Raw genomic sequence first — 17275 nt, 5'->3', positions numbered from 1 at the left:
CGCGTTACTAATGAAAATAGTACCATCGTTGCGCTGGTCGTGAAATTTCCGCTCAGGGAAGGGGGTTGGGTGGGTGGAGTGAGGGGCATCTGGGGTGGGTTTGCCAAATTTTTTTCAAAAATATTTTAAGCCTGCGACCTGGGTATTTCCGCTAGATTGACCCATTTGGAAACATGAATGTTGCGAAATGTCTTGACATGCTAGGTAAGCATTAGCTAACTTAGTGAACGTGTCAAGGGCTAGTCACCCGAGGCGCACTGCAGTTGTGGATAAGCCAACAGTACGAACACTCCCTAGTTCGCCCATGCAGAGGTTTTCTCTCTTCTCCCTCTCGCAAGGCTGCGGTTTTGGATGTTGTACCAGGCTTCGAAAGGTTCACTGCCCACGGACTCGTCACCCGTAGGAAGTTCACGGTGGATCTTTTAAAGAGGGAACACTTCTCAAGGCTCGTCACCTTGGTTCCCGCAGTATTTGAGGGTGCATCCCACGCCACTGAGGTGGTGGGGGATGCACCCTTCCTCCTTTTGTGCGGCGCTTTTACGTGGCAGCCGCCATCGCCGCGCAGCGCGTGTCACAGCGCCGCGGCCGCTACTTCTTCTGGTTGTCCCGTTCTTCGGCCAGCTGGCGTCGGGATTCACGGAGCCAATCCGGCTGATGTTCCAGCAGCGCCTTAATCTCAGCGGTGGTCAGGGCCTGGTCCATCCCATGCTTCTTCAGCGCCGTGATGGTGATTCCCAACTTGCGCGCAACCTCCGGCCGAGGATGCGGACCTTCGCGCCGCAGCGTCTCCAACCACTCAGGCGGGTTCTTCTGCAGCGCCACGAACTCCTCGTGAGACAGCGGATGATCCTGAAACTCCTGGGGAGCCGCAGGAAGGTGAATTCCCAGCTTCTTCGCGGCGGTCAGCGGCTTCATCGGAGGGCCGGAGTGGGACGCCGACGTGGACGCCTGAGTATCTGTAGTCATATGTGTCAGCATAAACCATCACAATTGCGGCGGGAACCTGCAGTGTCGATGCTGCGGGCTACACTGAGTCCATGCCCTCTGCGCCTCAGCCAGCATCCTCGCCGCAGCAGTCACGCACGCCTCAACCCGCGCGAGGCCAGCGTCGTACTCCTTCTCGTTCGGCCACCGAGTACCTGAAGGTGGTATTCAGCCCCGGCGTGGTCCCCGACAAGTGGTTCTCCCGCTTCGACGAACGCACCCGTGGCTGGTGTGCCGCCGGTGCACAAGTGGACGACCCCATGAAATACATCCGGTCCGGCGCGGCCGATATCGCCCTCGTGCGCCTGAGTGCCGCCCAGCAGGACGCCGGGGAGGACTACCACCACGTGCGCCTCTATGACGAGCAACTTGGGGTGGCCGCGCCAAAGGAGCACCCGATCAAGGTCATGGATTCGGTAACGCATGCCGAGCTGTCCGACGAAATAATCCTCTATCACACGCCCCTCGATGGACGTGTTGATATCGACGCCGTGCGCGAGGTCCTGGGGGTGGTCGGAGCAAATGTTGGAGTGTGTATTGCTCCGAGGCCGCTACTGCGCGCCGTGAATCAGCCACGCGTGGTGCATCGGGATCTTCTTCAGCCCACCGGAATCGGCGGTACCCGTGTGGCTGTGGTGTGGGCGAAAGAGCGTGATGACGAGGTGATTCAGGACTTCGTGGGGATCTGCCGCGGGCGTGGCGCGGGGTCCAGTCGACAGGCACTGACCAAGGCCCGTGTACGGCGCGGAAGTGCTAACACAGGGAGTGCCCAGAGCGCAGCGAAACGGAGAAAAAAGAAACAGCGGGGGTGAAACCTGGGTGAAACGTCGGTACGCTGGATGTAGAACGAGCCACACGATGGCTTGACCATGCGAGTGGAAACACGCGTGAAAAGAAGAGATGCAGTCCACCACAGGACGCGTCAGAGATAGATTTCTCCAGGAGGGAAAGACCTTAATGTTTACTTCTATGTCCCGTAAGGCCGCTGCTGTTGCTGCTGGCACCATGCTGCTCGTTGGCGCTGCAGCCTGCTCCGATAACAACGACTCCGTAGAGGACAAGGCCAACGAGGCCACCGCTGCTGCCGGCTCCGCTGTGGATGACGCGAAGGACAAGGCCAACGACGCCAAGGACGGCGCCCAGGACAAGGCCTCCGAGGCGTCCGACGCCATGACCAGCGAGAACGCGGACGAGCTGCCTGAGGAAACCAAGACCGTCTGGGAAAACGAGGGCGGCGCTGAAGGTCCATGGGGCGACGTAAAGTCCTCCGAGTCTAACGACAACGGCGACGTGCTGACCACCTTCGACAGCGGCAACGTCATCGTCTACTCCAAGGACAACGGTGCTGTTCCAGTCATCGGTAAGATCGCCGAGACCTGGATCAACGGTGGTGGCCTGGACAACGAGGTTGGCCTGCCAACCGCACCAGAGAAGGGCGACGCAGCCTCCGGCTGGACCCAGAGCTTCACCAAGGGCCACATCGAGTGGTCCAAGCAGGACGACGGCAAGTACTCCGACACCGTTGTGAAGCACTAAGAGCCTGACGGATTGTGCTCAACACCGCCGCATCCAGTGGATGCGACGGTGTTTCTTTTTTCGGTAGGATCGTCCACTATGACATCCCCTCGTGGTGGCTCGCAGGCCACGTTTGAGATTCGCCCCATGGTCGAGCGCGACTATCCGCAGGTCGCCGAGATCCTCCAGCACGGTCTGGATTCGGGATTGGCAACCTATGAAGTGGAGGCCCCACAGTGGGAGGACTTCACCCGACATCGCATCATGGATCTCGCCTTCGTGGCTGAGTGCAGTGAGTCGGGCGCGATCCTGGGCTGGATCACCGCCACGCCGGTGAGCCATCGTGGAGTGTTCGACGGCGTCGTTGAAGACAGCGTGTACGTCTCTCCCGAGGCAGCTGGGCGCGGCGTGGCAGGGGCACTCCTCGATAAGCTCCTGGAATCCGCAGCGGATCAGGGCTATTGGAAGCTGCATTCCAGCATCTTCCCGGAAAACAAGGGGAGCATCAAGCTGCACGAATCCCGAGGATTCGTGCACGTGGGAACGTTCCGTGCGATGGCTAAGATGCCCCATGGGCCCTATGAAGGGCAGTGGCGCGATGCCTACACCATGGAAAAGATCGTCGAAAAAGGCCCGGCGTGGAGTGAGGTGGACTCGCCACACGTGGCCGCGCACGAGCTGCCCACTCAGGAGTAGCTGAGCGGCTGTACAGGCCGGCAGCACTACGGCCGCGCAGCCTTATTCGATCGTTTCCTTCAGCGTTTGATGTTTGTTGAAGGACAAGACCAGCGCGCCAGCAAGGGCCGCAGGAGCCATACAGAGCAGAATAGGAACCAGTGCGTCGTTGTAGGAGCCCACGATCACGTGGAAGATGGGCTCAGGCAATTGCTGTACGCTGTCCGGCGTGAGGCTGTGCAACATCCCTTCGGAACGCTGTGCCAGCTGAGCGCCCTGCGCACCCATGGTCTTGATCGCCGCTAGCATACGCTCGGCCAACAGATCCTGGAGCCTGTGCGTGAATACGGAACCAATGACAGCTGTACCGATGGCGCCACCGATCTGGCGGAAGAAATTGTTCGTTGCGGTGGCGGTGCCCACCATGGTGATGGGAAAGGCGTTTTGAACAATGAGAACCAGAATCTGCATGACCAGCCCCAGGCCCACGCCCATGATGGCCAGCACGGTGCCCAGGCGAAGAAGGGAATCCTGCTCGGTGAACTGACCGAAGAGCACCATGGCAAGAGCCACGATCACCATGCCCACCACGGGATACCACTTGTAGTTTCCAGTCTGGGAGACCCTGCGCCCCGAGATAGTGGAGGTGATGATCATGCCGGCCATCATCGGGATCATCATCAGGCCCGCCGCGGTAGGCGACATGCTGTGCACCATCTGAATATAGGTGGGCATGTAGGCCAGCGTGCCGAACATCACCACGCCCACGATGGTTCCCCCGATGGTGGACAGCGTGAAGTTTCGGACCCTGAACAGGCCCATAGGAACCAGCGGGTTCTCCACGCGGCGTTCCACGATCACGAAGATCGTCGTCGCTACTACCGTGACCGCGATGAGGGTGAGGATCATGGCCGAGCCCCACGGGTAGTCGCGTCCGCCCCAGGTGATGAACAGGATCAGGCAGCTGGTGGCGATCGCGAGGAAAATTGCGCCCAGGTAGTCGAAGCGTGCCTGACGGTGATGCCGTGGCAGTTTCATGAACGGGATCACCATGGACAAGCACAGCAGTCCCAGGGGGAGGTTAAACCACAATGCCCAGCGCCAGCCGGGACCGTCGGTAAAGAAGCCTCCGAGCAGCGGGCCCAGTACGGAGGATAAGCCGAACACCGAGCCCATGATGCCCATGTATTTGCCGCGCTCGCGGGCGGGGATGACGTCGGCAATGATGGATTGAGAGCCTATCATGAGTCCGCCGGCGCCTGCGCCTTGAATACCGCGGGCGATGATCATCATGGTCATGTTCTGGGCCAGGGCGCCTACTGCGGAACCGGTGAGGAAGAGAACAATGGCGATGATGTAGAGAGGTTTTCGCCCCACTTGGTCGCCCAGCTTGCCGTAGATGGGCATTCCGATGGTCATGGTCACTAGGAAGATGGTGATGACCCAGCTCATGTGCTCCACGCCGCCGAGTTCGCCGACGAGCGTGGGCAGGGCAGTGGAGAAGATCATCTGTCCCAGTGAGGACATGAGCATGCCGAGCATGAGGCATGAGAAGACGATTTTGGTGTTGTTGTTCACTCTTTGCCAATGTACACGTGATTTTGCAGTCAGTGCAATTTTTGCGGCGTGCCTCACCTAGACAAAATGCTCGACGAAAACGCCAGATTTTCCCCGAAAATCGGCGTTTCCGTCGAGCAATTTGTGACGGTCGCTAGTGCCTACTTATCGCGGTCCGTGTTCGCCATAGCCAGCACATCCAGGCGCTTGTCCAGCTCTTCCTCGGTCAGCTTGTCGCCGTCCACGAAACCCAGATCAATCACGGTCTGACGGATGGTCTTGCCTTCCTTCAGCGCGGTCTTCGCAACCTTTGCCGCGTTCTCGTAGCCAATGGCGGAGTTCAGGGGGGTCACGATGGATGGAGAGGACTCAGCCAGGGTCTGCATGCGCTCCACGTTTGGCTCGATGCCGTCGACCAGCTTCTCAGCGAACACACGGGAGGTGTTCGCCAGCAGCTTCGCGGACTCCAGAACGTTGCGCGCCATCATCGGGATGAACACATTCAGTTCGAAAGCACCCTGGGAGCCACCGAAGGCGACGGCGGCGTCGTTTCCGATGACCTGCGCTGCAACCTGAGTTGCGGTCTCACACAGCACAGGGTTGACCTTGCCCGGCATGATGGAGGAGCCTGGCTGCAGATCAGGCAGGTGGATCTCGCCCAGGCCGGTCAGTGGGCCGGAGCCCATCCAGCGGATGTCGTTGGCGATCTTGTTCAGGGACACGGCGATGGTGCGCATTGCGCCGGAGAACTCCACCAGACCATCGCGATTTGCCTGTGCCTCGAAGTGGTTCTCTGCCTCGCGCAGCTCGGACACACCGGTGAGCTTCACCAGCTCTGCGGTGACGTTCGCACCGAAATCAGCGGGCGTGTTCAGGCCGGTTCCCACAGCAGTACCACCGATAGGCAGCTCGCCGAGACGCGGCAGGGTAGCCTCCACGCGCTCGATGCCAGCGGCGATCTGGCGGGCGTAGCCACCAAACTCCTGGCCCAGGGTCACAGGAACAGCATCCATCAGGTGGGTGCGTCCGGACTTCACCACGGACTTCCACTCCGTGGCCTTCTTCGCCAGGGACTCCTGCAGAACCTTCAGGCCTGGGATCAGATCGTTGACTGCAGCGATGGTCGCAGCAACGTGGGTCGCGGTCGGGAAGGTGTCATTGGAGGACTGGCCCATGTTCACGTGGTCGTTCGGGTGAACTTCCACACCGTTGGCCTTGGCGATGGACGCGATGACCTCGTTGGTGTTCATGTTGGAGGAGGTGCCGGAGCCGGTCTGGAACACGTCGATGGGGAACTCCGCGTCGTGCTTGCCGTCGGCGATTTCCTTCGCTGCGCTGATGATGGCGTCGGCCTGCTCGTCGGTCAGCAGTCCGCGGTCCTTGTTCACCTGTGCACAGGCTGCCTTCAGCAAGCCCATGGCGCGGATCTGCGCGGATTCCAGTGGGCGGTCGGAGATGGGGAAGTTCTCCACGGCACGCTGGGTTTGTGCACGCCAGAGTGCGTTGACGGGGACCTTAACCTCGCCCATGGTGTCATGTTCAATGCGGAATTCTTCGCTCATGAGTGTTTACCTTTCTTGTGGGATTCTTTCGTGTGTGATTGTTGTCTTCACCATTATGGCCTACGTGGCCGCATTGGCGTAAGTATTGCCTAAGTGGAGCCTCAGCTGAGACCGCGCCGAAGCACCAGCCCGAGCCTCAGCCGATCCGAATGAGTGCCTAGCTGGTGTAGTCCTGCACCGCGTACTGCTGGAGCTTGGCCAGCTGATGCACGGAGTCGATGTAGCGGATCGTGCCGGAGCGGGAACGCATCACCAGGGATCGGGTGGTGGCGAAGTTCTTGCTGTAGCTCACGCCGCGCAGCATGTCGCCGTTGGTCACGCCGGTGGCGACGAAGTAGCAGTGTTCGGAGTTCACCAGGTCGTTGGTGGTGAGGACTCGGGACAGGTCGTGTCCGGCGTCGATGGCCTTCTGGCGTTCTGCCTCGTCCTTTGGCCACAGCTTGCCCTGGATTTCTCCGCCCATGCACTTCATGGCGGCGGCGGTGATCACGCCTTCGGGGGTGCCGCCGATGCCCATCATGATGTCCACGGAGCTTTGCTCGTCGGGCTGGGCTGCGGCGACGGCGCCTGCCACGTCACCGTCTCCAATCAGGCGAACCTTGGCGCCTGCTGCACGGATGTCGCGGATGAGGTCTGCGTGGCGTGGTCGGTCGAGTACCACCACGGTGATGTTGCCTGCTGACGTTCCCTTTGCCTTGGCCACCGCGTTGATGTTGTGCGCCACGGGGGCTTCAATATCTACGACGCCCACGGCCTCCGGTCCCACAGCGATCTTTTCCATGTAGAACACTGCGGAGGGGTCGTACATGCTGCCGCGCTCTGCGGCGGCGATGACGGAGATGGCGTTGGGGCGTCCTTCGGCCATGAGGGTGGTTCCGTCGACGGGGTCTACGGCGATGTCGATGGCTGGGCCGCTGCCGGTGCCGACCTGCTCGCCGTTGAAGAGCATCGGTGCTTCGTCTTTTTCGCCTTCACCGATGACAACCACGCCGTCCATTTCGACGGTGTTGATGAGGGAGCGCATGGCGTCCACGGCGGCACCGTCACCGGATTCTTTCTGTCCGCGGCCTACCCATTTTCCGGAGGCCAGCGCCGCAGCTTCGGTGACGCGTACCAGCTCCATGGCGAGGTTACGGTCTGGGGCTTGCGGGTTGGGGGAGATGGCAGGTTCGACGGGGGCAGAGGTTTGTCCGTTTGGGGTTTCGGAGCTCATGGGCACCAGCTTTCGTGTCTACTCATGTCTAAGAAGGTCACTCTTACCCTTCTATTGTTCCATCTTTGCCTCTGAGATTGTGGATCCCTAGCCCACCTATTTAAGGGGAAGTGGTTTCTGGCTTGGGTGGTGGTTCATAATGAGAGGTGTGCAGATCGAAAAGCCTAGAATCTTTCAGTCGTCCCGAGACTTCCTGTTGTCCATCGGTGTGCTTCTGTTCGCCATGTTCTTGACCGTGGGTTTTACGGGGTTGTGTTCTTTTAATCCTGGTCCTGCGGAGCGTTCGGGTGAGGTGCAGAAGGTGGATGCGGCCACGTTCCTGGGGCTGGAGGCGCGGTCCGTGGATTATCCGATTGTGTTGCCGGAGATGCCTGAGGGCTGGGTTGCGAACTCTGCTCGGCGCACCCAGGTGGGGGATCAGCCAGGCAGTCTGGTGGGCTGGGTGATCGACGGGAAGGATTACATTTCCCTCACTCAAACTGCCGCCGACATGAAGGCTGCGGCGTTTCCTGATGATTCCGCCCGTTCCGAATCTAGCGTGGAGAAGATCGACGCCGGCGCGGCGGGCACCCTGGAGTGGCACGTATACACCGGTGATGACGTGCGTCCTCGGTGGGTGGCGGACCGGGGGGATCACCGCTTGATTCTTGAAGGCATGGCAGGTTTCGGGTCCATGAAGACTGCCGCTGAGCGCGTGAGCACGGCGAAGCCCATCGACACGGACAAGTCGATGACCGCGCCACAGACTAGCGAGGCAGCGTCCAGCTAGCCCTCACTGTGCGTGGCGTTGCCTCCCTGAGGAGCTGACTGTCCACCCTGCGCTGAATTCCCCTGAGCCGAATTGCCTCCGTGGCGTGCGGCCAGGGCTTTTTCAATGCGGCTGGACGCCCCGTCCAAGTAGTCCTCGCAATAGGCGGCGAGCTCCTCGCCACGCTCCCAATAGTTGAGGGACTCCTCGAGGGACATCTGTCCGAGTTCGAGGATGCGCACAACCTCCACCAACTCATCGCGCGCCTGCTCGTAGGTCAGCTCGCGAAGTGGGCGGAACTTCTGCTGATTATTCTGAGTATTCTGATCTGCCATTGTGTGTCCTTAACCTAGCCTCGTTGTGTTTGTGTAGCTTTTAGTCTCGTTCTGGTGCATCCTGCGCTGGTGTCTCGTGCGCCGGTGATTCTGCCGTGTGCTCCTCGTGTACCGGCGACTCACGGCCCGGCGAACGCGACACCGCCATCGCAGCAGCCGTGACCGAACCATCGGCCACGCGAATCCTCAACTGGGAGCCAGGGTTCACCTCATCGACCGTGGTCACCACATGAGTATCCGAACCGTCCCGCGGCACCACCTGCACAATGGAATACCCACGAGCCAGCGTCTGCGACGGACCCAGAGCATTGACCTGCGCTTTCAGAGACGTCACCTGCGATCGCATATCACGCACAATGACCCCCAACGCCCGATCTTTGCGCTGATAGGCCTCGGCTACCAGCTGCTGCTGTTGCTGAACGGGCAACAGTGGGTTGGCCATCACCGGGCGGCTTCGCGTGTGTTCCAGCCCGCGCCGCTCCTGCTGAACCCACGCCCGAAGCGCGCCGCCGGCGCGCTGGCGGAGATCGACCAGTTGGCGTCGTTCAACAACAACGTCAGGCACGGCCCTTTTCGCAGCATCCGTGGGCGTGGCAGCACGCACATCGGCCACGTTATCCAACAGAGGATTATCCGGCTCGTGGCCAATCGCGGAAATCACCGGCGTGCGCATCCGGGAGACATGGCGCACCAACGCCTCCTCGGAAAACGGCAGCAAGTCCTCCACCGAGCCACCACCGCGAGCCACAATAATCACGTCCACCGCAGGGTCCTGCTCCAACTCCGTCAGGGCCTGGACCACCTCAGGTACGGTATTCGGCCCCTGAACAGCGGTGTTGATCACCCGGAACGTCACCTCCGGCCAGCGCTCCTGAGCCACCGCCAACACGTCACGCTCCGCAGCCGACCCGCGACCCGTGACCAACCCCACCGTCGTCGGCAAGAACGGCAACGGAGACTTCATCCGCGGATCAAACAACCCTTCCGCGGACAAAGCCTTCTTCAGCATCTCAATGCGCGCCAGCAACTCACCAATACCCACCGGCCGCACCTCGGTGACCCACAACGAAAACGAGCCACGGCCCGCATAAAACGCAGGCTTGCCGTACATCAACACCCGATCCCCATTGCGCAACGGCGTAGGCAGACTCTGCGCAAGCTTCGTGCTCAGCGTGACCTGGACACTGGCCTCCCGCTCGACATCCCGCAACGTGATATAGGACAACTTCCACGTGGGCTTGATGTTCACCTGCGTGATCTGGCCTTCGACCCACACAAAACCCAAACGCTCAATCCAGCCTTTGACCTGTTGATTCAGCTGGCTGACCGGCCACGGAGACTCCGCCGTATTGGCTCCAGAATGCATGGGAGAATTCATGGTCACCATTGTAAGAGATAGCCCCTACATCCACATGAATACAAAATCGAACATGACGTACGATGGGGGACATGACTGCCCCAAGCACAACTGACAAAAAGGTGTACCTGGCTGCCCCGCGCGGATACTGCGCAGGCGTTGACCGCGCCGTAGAAACAGTAGAAAAGGCGCTCGAAAAGCACGGGGCGCCGCTGTACGTCCGCAAGGAGATCGTGCACAACAAGCACGTGGTGAAGACGTTCGAGGAACGTGGTGTGATCTTCGTGGACGACACCCACGAAGTGCCAGAGGGCTCCAACGTGGTCTTTTCCGCCCATGGCGTGTCCCCGATGGTGCACGAGGAAGCGCGCCAACTGCAATTAAAGACGTTCGACGCGACCTGCCCTCTCGTCACCAAGGTTCATGGGGAAGTGAAGCGATTCGCGCGTCAGGGGTACCAGATCATCCTGATCGGCCACCACGGCCACGAGGAAGTGGAAGGCACCGCCGGCGAAGCCCCGGACGTTGTGCACCTGGTTGACGGCAAGGAGGACGTGGACGCCCTGGAGTTCGACGAGAACACCAAGCTGATCTGGCTGTCCCAGACCACCCTGTCCGTGGATGAAACCATGTCCACGGTGAAGCTGTTGCGCGAGAAGTTCCCCCACATCCAAGACCCTCCAAGCGACGATATCTGCTACGCCACCCAAAACCGTCAGGTGGCCGTGAAGGCGATTGCTCCGAAGGTGGATCTGATGATCGTGGTCGGTTCGCAGAACTCCTCAAACTCCAAGCGTCTGGTTGAGGTTGCCCTGCAACACGGATCCAAGGATGCTCACCTGGTGGACTACGCAGAGCAGGTGGAAGAGGGCTGGTTCGACGGCGTGGAAACCGTGGGAGTGACCTCGGGAGCGTCGGTCCCGGAGATCTTGGTGCGTGGAGTGCTGGAGATGCTCGCGGAACGCGGCTTTGGTGACGTTGAGGAAGTGACGACCGCCACCGAAGACCTCATTTTCTCCCTGCCACGGGAGCTGCGGCCGGCACGCACCAACCGGTGCCAGGAGAGCTAACTCATCAGGAAAGCTAGTCTTCTTCGAGGCGGAAGCCGTCCACATCCTGGTGCTTGCCGAGGTCCTTGAGGCTTCGGCGCTGGATGTGTTCGCGGCGCTGGAGAGGCTCACGGCGCTGCAGCCGCGGAGTTGTGGTGGGGGTGCTCCAGGTGCGCTGGGCGCGATCCACGGAGTTGCGCTCCTCTGCAGAGGAGCGCTTGTCATCGGAGGAACGAGAGCCCGAGGGGGTAGGGGTCTTTGGAACTTCAGTCCAGCGAGGGGAGCTGGTGGAACGGGTTGACTCGCTAGAGCTTCTGGACTCCCTGGAGGTCGAAGACGTGGCAGAACGTTCAGGGGAATCCTTGTCGGTGCGTGCGCTGTCCTCATCGGCGGCTGCCCGGCCCGCGCGTACACGAGCGTAAGAACTAAGATTGCTGCGTTCACGCGCGGCTCGGCGTCGGCGCATATGTTCCTGGTAGGCAAGGTGGCGAGCCAGCTCCTCCCGGTAGAGCCACCACCGCACCAGCGCGATGACCACGCAGGCGAGGAACGGGAAAATCAACCACAAGAAATGGGAAACGGCCGGGTACATCGCATTAATGATGAGCGTGCGACGACCCGAGCCGGGATGCTTCGGAGTGGAAATCCACCCCACAATGACTGTGCCCGCCACGAAATACAACGGCAGCGATGCAACAGTGAGAAATAACCCCCGTGCCTCAACAAGCACGGTGGTGACAATCGCGACCACGGCGAAAATCACAAAGAAAGATTTTGTTACGGCCTGAGCGTCTGTACCCAGCACAATGCCCGTGATGATCACTGCAAGCATGATCAGCACAGGGGACCACACTGGGAAGGGAGCCTGCTTCATTGGCTTCGGCTCCCGCAGTTGGCCACGGCGCTTTTTGTCTGTGGTAGTAGTCACGAAGGATTATCGTACACGGCTTACTTATCGTTTCCGCGTAGCTGATTAAGAATTTGGTTGTTCAAGATGTTTTTTCTTAAGTCCAACCAACGCTGAGTATTTTGCTCGCTGCGTTCAGCGGTCAGCGATCCCGCAGTGGTAGCGAAGTCGATATCCTGAGCGGTTCGCTCACCGGTGGCGAGGTCCGTCAGGTCACCCATGTAGCGCAACACCACCATGATCATCGCAGCAACCGGCACAGCCAGGAATGCGCCGACGATGCCGAAGAGCGTGGAACCGATCGTCACAGCCAACAGAATAACTACTGGGTGAACGTTCATCGCACGGGACTGCAGCACCGGCTGCAGGACGTTACTCTCCAGCTGCTGAACCAGAATGATCAGAGCCAGCACCAGCAGAGCGTTCGTCAGGCCATTGGCAACCAGGGCGATCAAGACAGACAGCGCACCGGCCGTGATGGCACCGACAATCGGGATGAATCCCGCGAAGAAGGTCAGCACCGCCAGCACACCTGCCAGTGGCACGTTCAGGATGACCAAACCAAGACCAATGAAGAACGCATCAATGAAGGACACGATTGCCTGGGTGCGGATGAAGCCACCGAGGGTGTTCCAGCAGCGGGTCAGAACCTCGGTCAAGTGCCAGCCCACGCGCCGACCCGTCACGCGGCGGATCATCGGAAGGAACTTCTCGCCATCCTTCAGGAAGAAGAACGTCAACACCAACATCACCAGAAGGGTGGCCATTGCGGACACCGTTGCCGAGCCTGCGGCAGCCAACTGAGAGGTAATCTCGCCGGCTCGTTCCTCTAGCCACTGCGTTGCCTTCTCCAGGCCCTCGTTGAATTGAGACTCCTGCAGATTCAGTGGAGGTCCCTGCAGCCATTCCTGGACCTTCTGGACACCATCGGTGGCCTGGTTAATCAGCGTTCGGCTTTGGTCAACGGCAGACGGTGCGATAGCCCAAAAGACTCCGATGACAACCGCGAAGAATCCCAAAATGGTTGTGAAGACAGCCAGTGCATTGGGGACGCGGAGGTTGCGGAGCGTGCGCACCACAGGCCACAGCATCGTACAGACGATGAGGGACAACAGGACAGGAAGCACGCCGGCCCAGAGCTTGCCGAAGGCAAGGGCTGCCAAGTAGGCGGCACCAATCAGGATGATGAAACGAACACACCAGCCGGTGAACCAACGCACCGAAGAGCCGATGACCTCAGCGCGGTCACGCAATTCTGGCCGCAGATCTTTGTCGATCTCCTGAGACTCGTTGATGGGGGTTGTGCTGGTCTTGTCCGATTCGTCTGTGTATGAGTCGTCGGAGGATTGCGCATCAGGACCGTGTGTGTCGTGATGAGCTTCCAGGATCTCTTCGTTATTGCCGTGAGTTTCGGCCTGAGTACGCTGGTCCTTTTCTTCCTTCATGGACACAATCTGATCTTCAGGAAGAGGCAGTTGGGTCTGAGGGTCCAGCCGATCGGAACCAGCGATCAGATCAGCTAGGTCACGACCGTTGACGTGGTCGCGGGGATCACCCTGATTTTTACGTGAAGTCATTCTGCTATTGTGCATGAAAAGGCACCGCACTGCACGCATTACGCGTGCAGTGCGGTGCCTTTATTCAGAAGTGACGCTGTAGCCGGTGGCTCATGTGAAGCCACGGCAGCAGCCGGGCTACATAGGGTGCTTCATCAGAGAATCGTCGTCGGTGCCTGGGTAATCACCGAGGTCGCCGCACGTGTCGTCGTCGGTACGGGTCAGCAAGGTGACAGAGACGGCCAGCCCACCCCAGATGACGATGATGAAGAGGATCATCAGAATAAGAGCAGATGCTTCCATGAGGTACTCTCTCTTTCCTAGTTCTTGGGGGTTGGGGCGTTCGAGGAATCGGCATCGGCGGTGCCTGCCTCCGCGGCGGATGCAGCGCCAGCGCCCTGAGCTGCTGCGACGAGGAGGTTCGGCTCACCGCGCTTGCGGCCCTTGATAGGAACACCGAAGTCCGATGTAGCCAGACCGTTCAGGTAGTTGTTGCCTCGGTAGGCCAGCAGGCTGAACACGATGCTGGCCACGAAGATCAGGGCAACGGCGCCCCATCCGTAGGCCAGCAGCTGGCCGGAGCTGTAACCTTCGTACGGCTCGTCAATGAGGGTCATGATCTCCTTGGCCAGGAAGTAGATCAGGACCAGCGGAGTGATGACGAACACGCATGCCTGCCACACAGGTCCCACACGGACGGAGGACACCGCGTTGATGTGCTGCTCCATTTCGTTGCGACGGCCCAGGATCCATCCCGTGGTCAGCACGGCTGCCACTGCGCCGATGACGATGCCCAGGTTGTTGGTGAACTTGTCCACGATGTCCAGCGTGGCCAGACCGGAGGTCACGGAGAACAGGATGCAGGAGATGACTGCCATGACGGAGCCGGCAGCCAGGGCTGCAGTGCGACGGGTGAGATCGAACTTGTCAGCAACGGCGGAGATCACCACTTCCATGATGGAGATCAGGGACGTCACACCTGCCAGGAACAGGGATCCGAAGAAGAACACACCGAAGACTTCACCAAACGGCATCTCGTTGATGATGGTGGGGAAGGCCACGAAGGCCAGACCAATACCACTCGATACGGTCTCGGACACGGGAACGCCCTGCTGCTGCGCCATGAACCCCAGCACAGCGAACACGCCGATACCTGCGAGCACCTCGAAGGAGGAGTTCGCAAAGGCAGTGACCATACCGGTGTTCGTGAGGTTGGTGCGCGGCTTCAGGTAGGACGCGTAGGTGATCATGATGCCGAAACCAATGGACAGGGAGAAGAAGATCTGGCTGTACGCCGCGATCCACACAGAAGGGTTAGATAGGGCGGACCAGTTCGGCGTGAAGAAGGCGTTCAAGCCCTCCAGTGCGCCGTCCAGGAACAGGGCGCGTACCACCAGGATCAGGAACAGAACCAGCAGAACGGGGATGAAGAGGCTGGACACTTTACCGATGCCCTTGTTGATGTCCGTGGCCAGAGCCAGGATACAAATGATCCACACGATCACCATGGTGATCAGCACGGGAACCACAAACTCGCCGGAGAACACGCTGCCGGTGTCCGCACGCAGGAACTCCTTGGAGAAGTGCGTGTCCGGGGAGGTGCCCCAGGCCTTGTTGATGGACTTGATCGTGTACAGCAAAGCCCAGGCGATGATGGCGGCGTAGTAGATAGCGATGAAGAAGTTCACGCCAGCCTTGAACCATCCGATGGGCTCCGCATAGCGGTTGAGGCGGCGGAACGCCAGGGGAGCGGAACCGCGGAAACGGTGCCCAAAGGCAAGGTCAAACCACAACAGCGGGATACCAGCGGTCAGCAGCGCAACCAGGTAGGGGATCAGGAAGGCCCCTCCACCGTTGTCATATGCCACGTACGGGAATCGCCAGATATTTCCCAGGCCGACGGCGGAGCCGATGGCGGCCATGAGGAACACAAGACGTGTATTGAAAGTTGCTCGAGTGTTGCGAGCACGGTTTTCCGTTGAAGACGTCATAGGAATCTCTTCCGTAATAGGTCTCGCCTGCACGCACGGTGGGAGCAGGCGAGAGTCACCAATTAGGGTGTTCACACCTTATATCACCGCCCTCACACTTCAGGGCATTTTCGGAATGGAAACTGCAAACTTCCAGCCAGTCTGAGTCAAAATGCCCCCACGCGGGGCACACGTCGGGGCGCAAGCCTTAGCCCGTCGTGTCTCTGTATGGGGGACACGATACGATGAGGAGCGTGACTCTAACTCTCGGAATTGTTGGACTGCCTAACGTGGGCAAGTCCACGCTATTTAACGCACTGACCCACAACGACGTGTTGGCCGCGAACTACCCCTTCGCGACCATCGAGCCCAACGTTGGTCTGGTGGAACTGCCGGACCCACGACTGCGACGCCTGGCCGACATCTTCGGTTCCGAACGCATCCTGCCTGCCACCGTGTCCTTTGTGGACATCGCCGGCATCGTGAAGGGTGCCGCCGACGGTGAGGGCATGGGTAACGCCTTTCTCGCCAATATTCGCGACGCCGACGCGATCTGCCAGGTCGTCCGCGCATTCGGTGACGATAACGTGATTCACGTGGACGGGCGCGTCGATCCGGCGTCGGATATTCAGGTCATTGAGACGGAGCTGATCCTGGCTGACCTGCAGACGGTAGAGAAGGCCATCCCGCGCCTGGAGAAGGAAGCGCGGAAGAATAAGGAATTGGCCGACCAGGTGGATGGTGCGAAGAAGGCTCAGGAGATCCTTGAGGATGGCCGTACGCTGTCCTCGGCTGCGGTGAAGGGCGAGATTGACCTGTCCACCGTGCGCGATCTTCACTTCCTGACCGCGAAGCCGTTCCTGTATGTGTTCAACTCCGACGAGTCCGTGCTGACGGATGAGGCGAAGAAGCAGGAACTGCGCGATCTGGTTGCACCGGCTGACTGCGTGTTCCTGGATGCTGCGACGGAGGCGGAGCTTCTGGAACTCGATGAGGATGAGGCGGCGGAGCTGTTGGCCTCAGTGGGGCAGGACGAGCCTGGTCTGCAGACCCTTGCGAAGGCCGGTTTTGCGACCCTCGGTTTGCAGACTTACCTCACGGCAGGCCCTAAGGAGTCCCGCGCATGGACCATTAAGCAGGGTTCCACGGCGCCGCAAGCTGCAGGTGTAATCCACACCGATTTCGAGCGCGGCTTTATTAAGGCGGAAATTGTTGCCTTCGATGATTTGGATCAGCTGGGTTCGATGGCGGAGGCTCGTGCGGCTGGAAAGGTTCGTCAGGAGGGTAAGGACTACGTTATGAACGACGGAGACGTCGTTGAATTTAAGTTCAATGTGTAATGGAAGGAAATCGGGTGCGGTTATTCTCCATTAACTCCCACAAGATAAAACTCGAGGGTTCCGGTTTGGCGAGTGTGAAGTAAATCTTCGAGCATTATTTTCGGAACAATGACGGAATCATCGGGCAGAAGAATGCCGTGCCCGTCCAGCCCTGCTGTGGTTTGTTCGAGCTTTTTCCAGCGAGCAGGAATATAGCGCTTGATCAACTCACCAATAGTGACCTCGTAGCACGTCATGAGGTCCTTGTCGGCTCCGTTTTCCGCGTCTGTCTCCGTGTGTGCGAGGATATAATCTTCCAGGAGACGCAACGCCGCGGTGAGAGTCTCTGCCTGATGTGTGTCAATATCGTTGAGTATGGAATTGACTGTGTCGGGGGCGCATTGCGTGGCTGAGAAAATGCATTCGATATCTGGTAGATGGTGCATGGGATAAATCCTGACGGTTGTGACAAGACGCTTCATCACTAAAATACAGAAATTGACACATCGAGGCGACATTTCAAGGAGG

17 protein-coding genes are annotated in these 17275 nt (G+C 59.6%); 6 read left to right on the top strand and 11 right to left on the bottom strand.

Annotated features, from left to right (window positions below):
• Positions 1 to 588 precede the first annotated feature (588 nt).
• Positions 589 to 915 (bottom strand): DUF5997 family protein, encoded by a 327-nt coding sequence (locus GC425_RS02640; protein ID WP_187767991.1) that lies wholly within the window; start codon positions 913 to 915, stop codon positions 589 to 591.
• Between the two features lie 122 nt (positions 916 to 1037).
• On the opposite strand from GC425_RS02640, the gene GC425_RS02635 reads away from it, so the two are divergent.
• The 3 genes from GC425_RS02635 to GC425_RS02625 all read left to right on the top strand — a co-directional run bounded on the left by GC425_RS02635 (position 1038) and on the right by GC425_RS02625 (position 3195).
• Entirely contained in the window at positions 1038 to 1796 is a 759-nt protein-coding gene (locus tag GC425_RS02635) for a LysR family transcriptional regulator substrate-binding protein (protein WP_192930358.1), read from the top strand.
• A 145-nt stretch (positions 1797 to 1941) separates the two neighbouring features.
• Complete coding sequence (locus GC425_RS02630; protein WP_151841891.1) at positions 1942 to 2520, top strand: hypothetical protein; 579 nt, start codon at positions 1942 to 1944, stop codon at positions 2518 to 2520.
• A gap of 78 nt (positions 2521 to 2598) precedes the next feature.
• Positions 2599 to 3195 carry a GNAT family N-acetyltransferase gene (locus tag GC425_RS02625; RefSeq protein WP_225723465.1) on the top strand — a complete coding sequence of 199 codons (597 nt, stop codon included), beginning with the start codon at positions 2599 to 2601 and terminating at the stop codon, positions 3193 to 3195.
• A gap of 42 nt (positions 3196 to 3237) precedes the next feature.
• Here GC425_RS02625 and GC425_RS02620 read toward each other — a convergent pair whose 3' ends face one another.
• The 3 genes from GC425_RS02620 to glpX all read right to left on the bottom strand — a co-directional run bounded on the left by GC425_RS02620 (position 3238) and on the right by glpX (position 7416).
• The gene (locus tag GC425_RS02620; RefSeq protein ID WP_308240235.1) at positions 3238 to 4752 is read right to left on the bottom strand and encodes an MDR family MFS transporter; all 1515 of its coding nucleotides are present in this window, start codon (positions 4750 to 4752) and stop codon (positions 3238 to 3240) included.
• 140 nt (positions 4753 to 4892) lie between these two features.
• Complete coding sequence (locus GC425_RS02615; RefSeq protein ID WP_151843916.1) at positions 4893 to 6293, bottom strand: class II fumarate hydratase; 1401 nt, start codon at positions 6291 to 6293, stop codon at positions 4893 to 4895.
• A 157-nt stretch (positions 6294 to 6450) separates the two neighbouring features.
• Positions 6451 to 7416, bottom strand: a complete 966-nt coding sequence (gene glpX, locus GC425_RS02610) for a class II fructose-bisphosphatase (RefSeq protein WP_225723513.1) — start codon at positions 7414 to 7416, stop codon at positions 6451 to 6453.
• A 229-nt stretch (positions 7417 to 7645) separates the two neighbouring features.
• On the opposite strand from glpX, the gene GC425_RS02605 reads away from it, so the two are divergent.
• Positions 7646 to 8275: a DUF4245 domain-containing protein gene (locus tag GC425_RS02605; RefSeq protein ID WP_151843917.1), complete on the top strand. Its 630-nt coding sequence runs from the start codon at positions 7646 to 7648 to the stop codon at positions 8273 to 8275.
• Here GC425_RS02605 and GC425_RS02600 read toward each other — a convergent pair.
• Both GC425_RS02600 and xseA read right to left on the bottom strand, forming a co-directional pair.
• Complete coding sequence (locus tag GC425_RS02600) at positions 8272 to 8589, bottom strand: exodeoxyribonuclease VII small subunit (RefSeq protein WP_151843918.1); 318 nt, start codon at positions 8587 to 8589, stop codon at positions 8272 to 8274. The two genes, GC425_RS02605 and GC425_RS02600, sit on opposite strands and share 4 nt — an antisense overlap.
• A 40-nt stretch (positions 8590 to 8629) precedes the next feature.
• Positions 8630 to 9967, bottom strand: a complete 1338-nt coding sequence (gene xseA / locus GC425_RS02595) for an exodeoxyribonuclease VII large subunit (protein WP_231699685.1) — start codon at positions 9965 to 9967, stop codon at positions 8630 to 8632.
• Positions 9968 to 10029: 62 nt separating this feature from the next.
• Between xseA and GC425_RS02590 the strand changes: the two genes are divergently transcribed.
• Entirely contained in the window at positions 10030 to 11016 is a 987-nt protein-coding gene (locus tag GC425_RS02590; protein WP_151841886.1) for a 4-hydroxy-3-methylbut-2-enyl diphosphate reductase, read from the top strand.
• 13 nt (positions 11017 to 11029) lie between these two features.
• On the opposite strand, the gene GC425_RS02585 is transcribed toward GC425_RS02590, so the two are convergent.
• From GC425_RS02585 to GC425_RS02570, 4 genes are all read right to left on the bottom strand, one after another.
• Complete coding sequence (locus GC425_RS02585; protein ID WP_151841885.1) at positions 11030 to 11923, bottom strand: DUF6542 domain-containing protein; 894 nt, start codon at positions 11921 to 11923, stop codon at positions 11030 to 11032.
• Between the two features lie 20 nt (positions 11924 to 11943).
• A complete protein-coding gene (locus GC425_RS02580) occupies positions 11944 to 13479 on the bottom strand; it encodes an AI-2E family transporter (protein ID WP_192930359.1) in 1536 nt (511 codons plus the stop codon).
• 117 nt (positions 13480 to 13596) lie between these two features.
• The gene (gene metS, locus GC425_RS02575) at positions 13597 to 13761 is read right to left on the bottom strand and encodes a methionine/alanine import NSS transporter subunit MetS (protein ID WP_151841883.1); all 165 of its coding nucleotides are present in this window, start codon (positions 13759 to 13761) and stop codon (positions 13597 to 13599) included.
• Between the two features lie 17 nt (positions 13762 to 13778).
• Positions 13779 to 15449: a sodium-dependent transporter gene (locus tag GC425_RS02570; protein WP_151843921.1), complete on the bottom strand. Its 1671-nt coding sequence runs from the start codon at positions 15447 to 15449 to the stop codon at positions 13779 to 13781.
• Positions 15450 to 15682: 233 nt separating this feature from the next.
• On the opposite strand from GC425_RS02570, the gene ychF reads away from it, so the two are divergent.
• On the top strand, positions 15683 to 16768 hold the full coding sequence (gene ychF, locus GC425_RS02565; RefSeq protein ID WP_151843922.1) for a redox-regulated ATPase YchF: 1086 nt from the start codon (positions 15683 to 15685) through the stop codon (positions 16766 to 16768).
• 20 nt (positions 16769 to 16788) lie between these two features.
• Here the strand turns inward: ychF and GC425_RS02560 are convergent, their stop codons facing one another.
• Positions 16789 to 17193, bottom strand: coding sequence for a hypothetical protein (locus tag GC425_RS02560; protein WP_151843923.1), 405 nt, complete (start codon positions 17191 to 17193; stop codon positions 16789 to 16791).
• Positions 17194 to 17275 lie beyond the last annotated feature (82 nt).

This window comes from Corynebacterium sp. zg254 (assembly GCF_024701495.1).
GTDB lineage: Bacteria > Actinomycetota > Actinomycetes > Mycobacteriales > Mycobacteriaceae > Corynebacterium > Corynebacterium zhongnanshanii.
This window is presented reverse-complemented; position numbering and strand designations above follow the sequence as displayed.

Bases quoted from the DNA above. Each gene is read 5' to 3' on its own strand.
- GC425_RS02640 (WP_187767991.1), bottom strand. From the start codon at position 915: ATGAAGCCGCTGACCGCCGCGAAGAAGCTGGGAATTCACCTTCCTGCG.
- GC425_RS02635 (WP_192930358.1), top strand. From the start codon at position 1,038: ATGCCCTCTGCGCCTCAGCCAGCATCCTCGCCGCAGCAGTCACGCACG.
- GC425_RS02630 (WP_151841891.1), top strand. From the start codon at position 1,942: ATGTTTACTTCTATGTCCCGTAAGGCCGCTGCTGTTGCTGCTGGCACC.
- GC425_RS02625 (WP_225723465.1), top strand. From the start codon at position 2,599: ATGACATCCCCTCGTGGTGGCTCGCAGGCCACGTTTGAGATTCGCCCC.
- GC425_RS02615 (WP_151843916.1), bottom strand. From the start codon at position 6,293: ATGAGCGAAGAATTCCGCATTGAACATGACACCATGGGCGAGGTTAAG.
- glpX (WP_225723513.1), bottom strand. From the start codon at position 7,416: ATGGAGCTGGTACGCGTCACCGAAGCTGCGGCGCTGGCCTCCGGAAAA.
- GC425_RS02605 (WP_151843917.1), top strand. From the start codon at position 7,646: ATGAGAGGTGTGCAGATCGAAAAGCCTAGAATCTTTCAGTCGTCCCGA.
- GC425_RS02600 (WP_151843918.1), bottom strand. From the start codon at position 8,589: ATGGCAGATCAGAATACTCAGAATAATCAGCAGAAGTTCCGCCCACTT.
- xseA (WP_231699685.1), bottom strand. From the start codon at position 9,967: ATGAATTCTCCCATGCATTCTGGAGCCAATACGGCGGAGTCTCCGTGG.
- GC425_RS02590 (WP_151841886.1), top strand. From the start codon at position 10,030: ATGGGGGACATGACTGCCCCAAGCACAACTGACAAAAAGGTGTACCTG.
- GC425_RS02580 (WP_192930359.1), bottom strand. From the start codon at position 13,479: ATGACTTCACGTAAAAATCAGGGTGATCCCCGCGACCACGTCAACGGT.
- metS (WP_151841883.1), bottom strand. From the start codon at position 13,761: ATGGAAGCATCTGCTCTTATTCTGATGATCCTCTTCATCATCGTCATC.
- GC425_RS02570 (WP_151843921.1), bottom strand. From the start codon at position 15,449: ATGACGTCTTCAACGGAAAACCGTGCTCGCAACACTCGAGCAACTTTC.
- GC425_RS02560 (WP_151843923.1), bottom strand. From the start codon at position 17,193: ATGCACCATCTACCAGATATCGAATGCATTTTCTCAGCCACGCAATGC.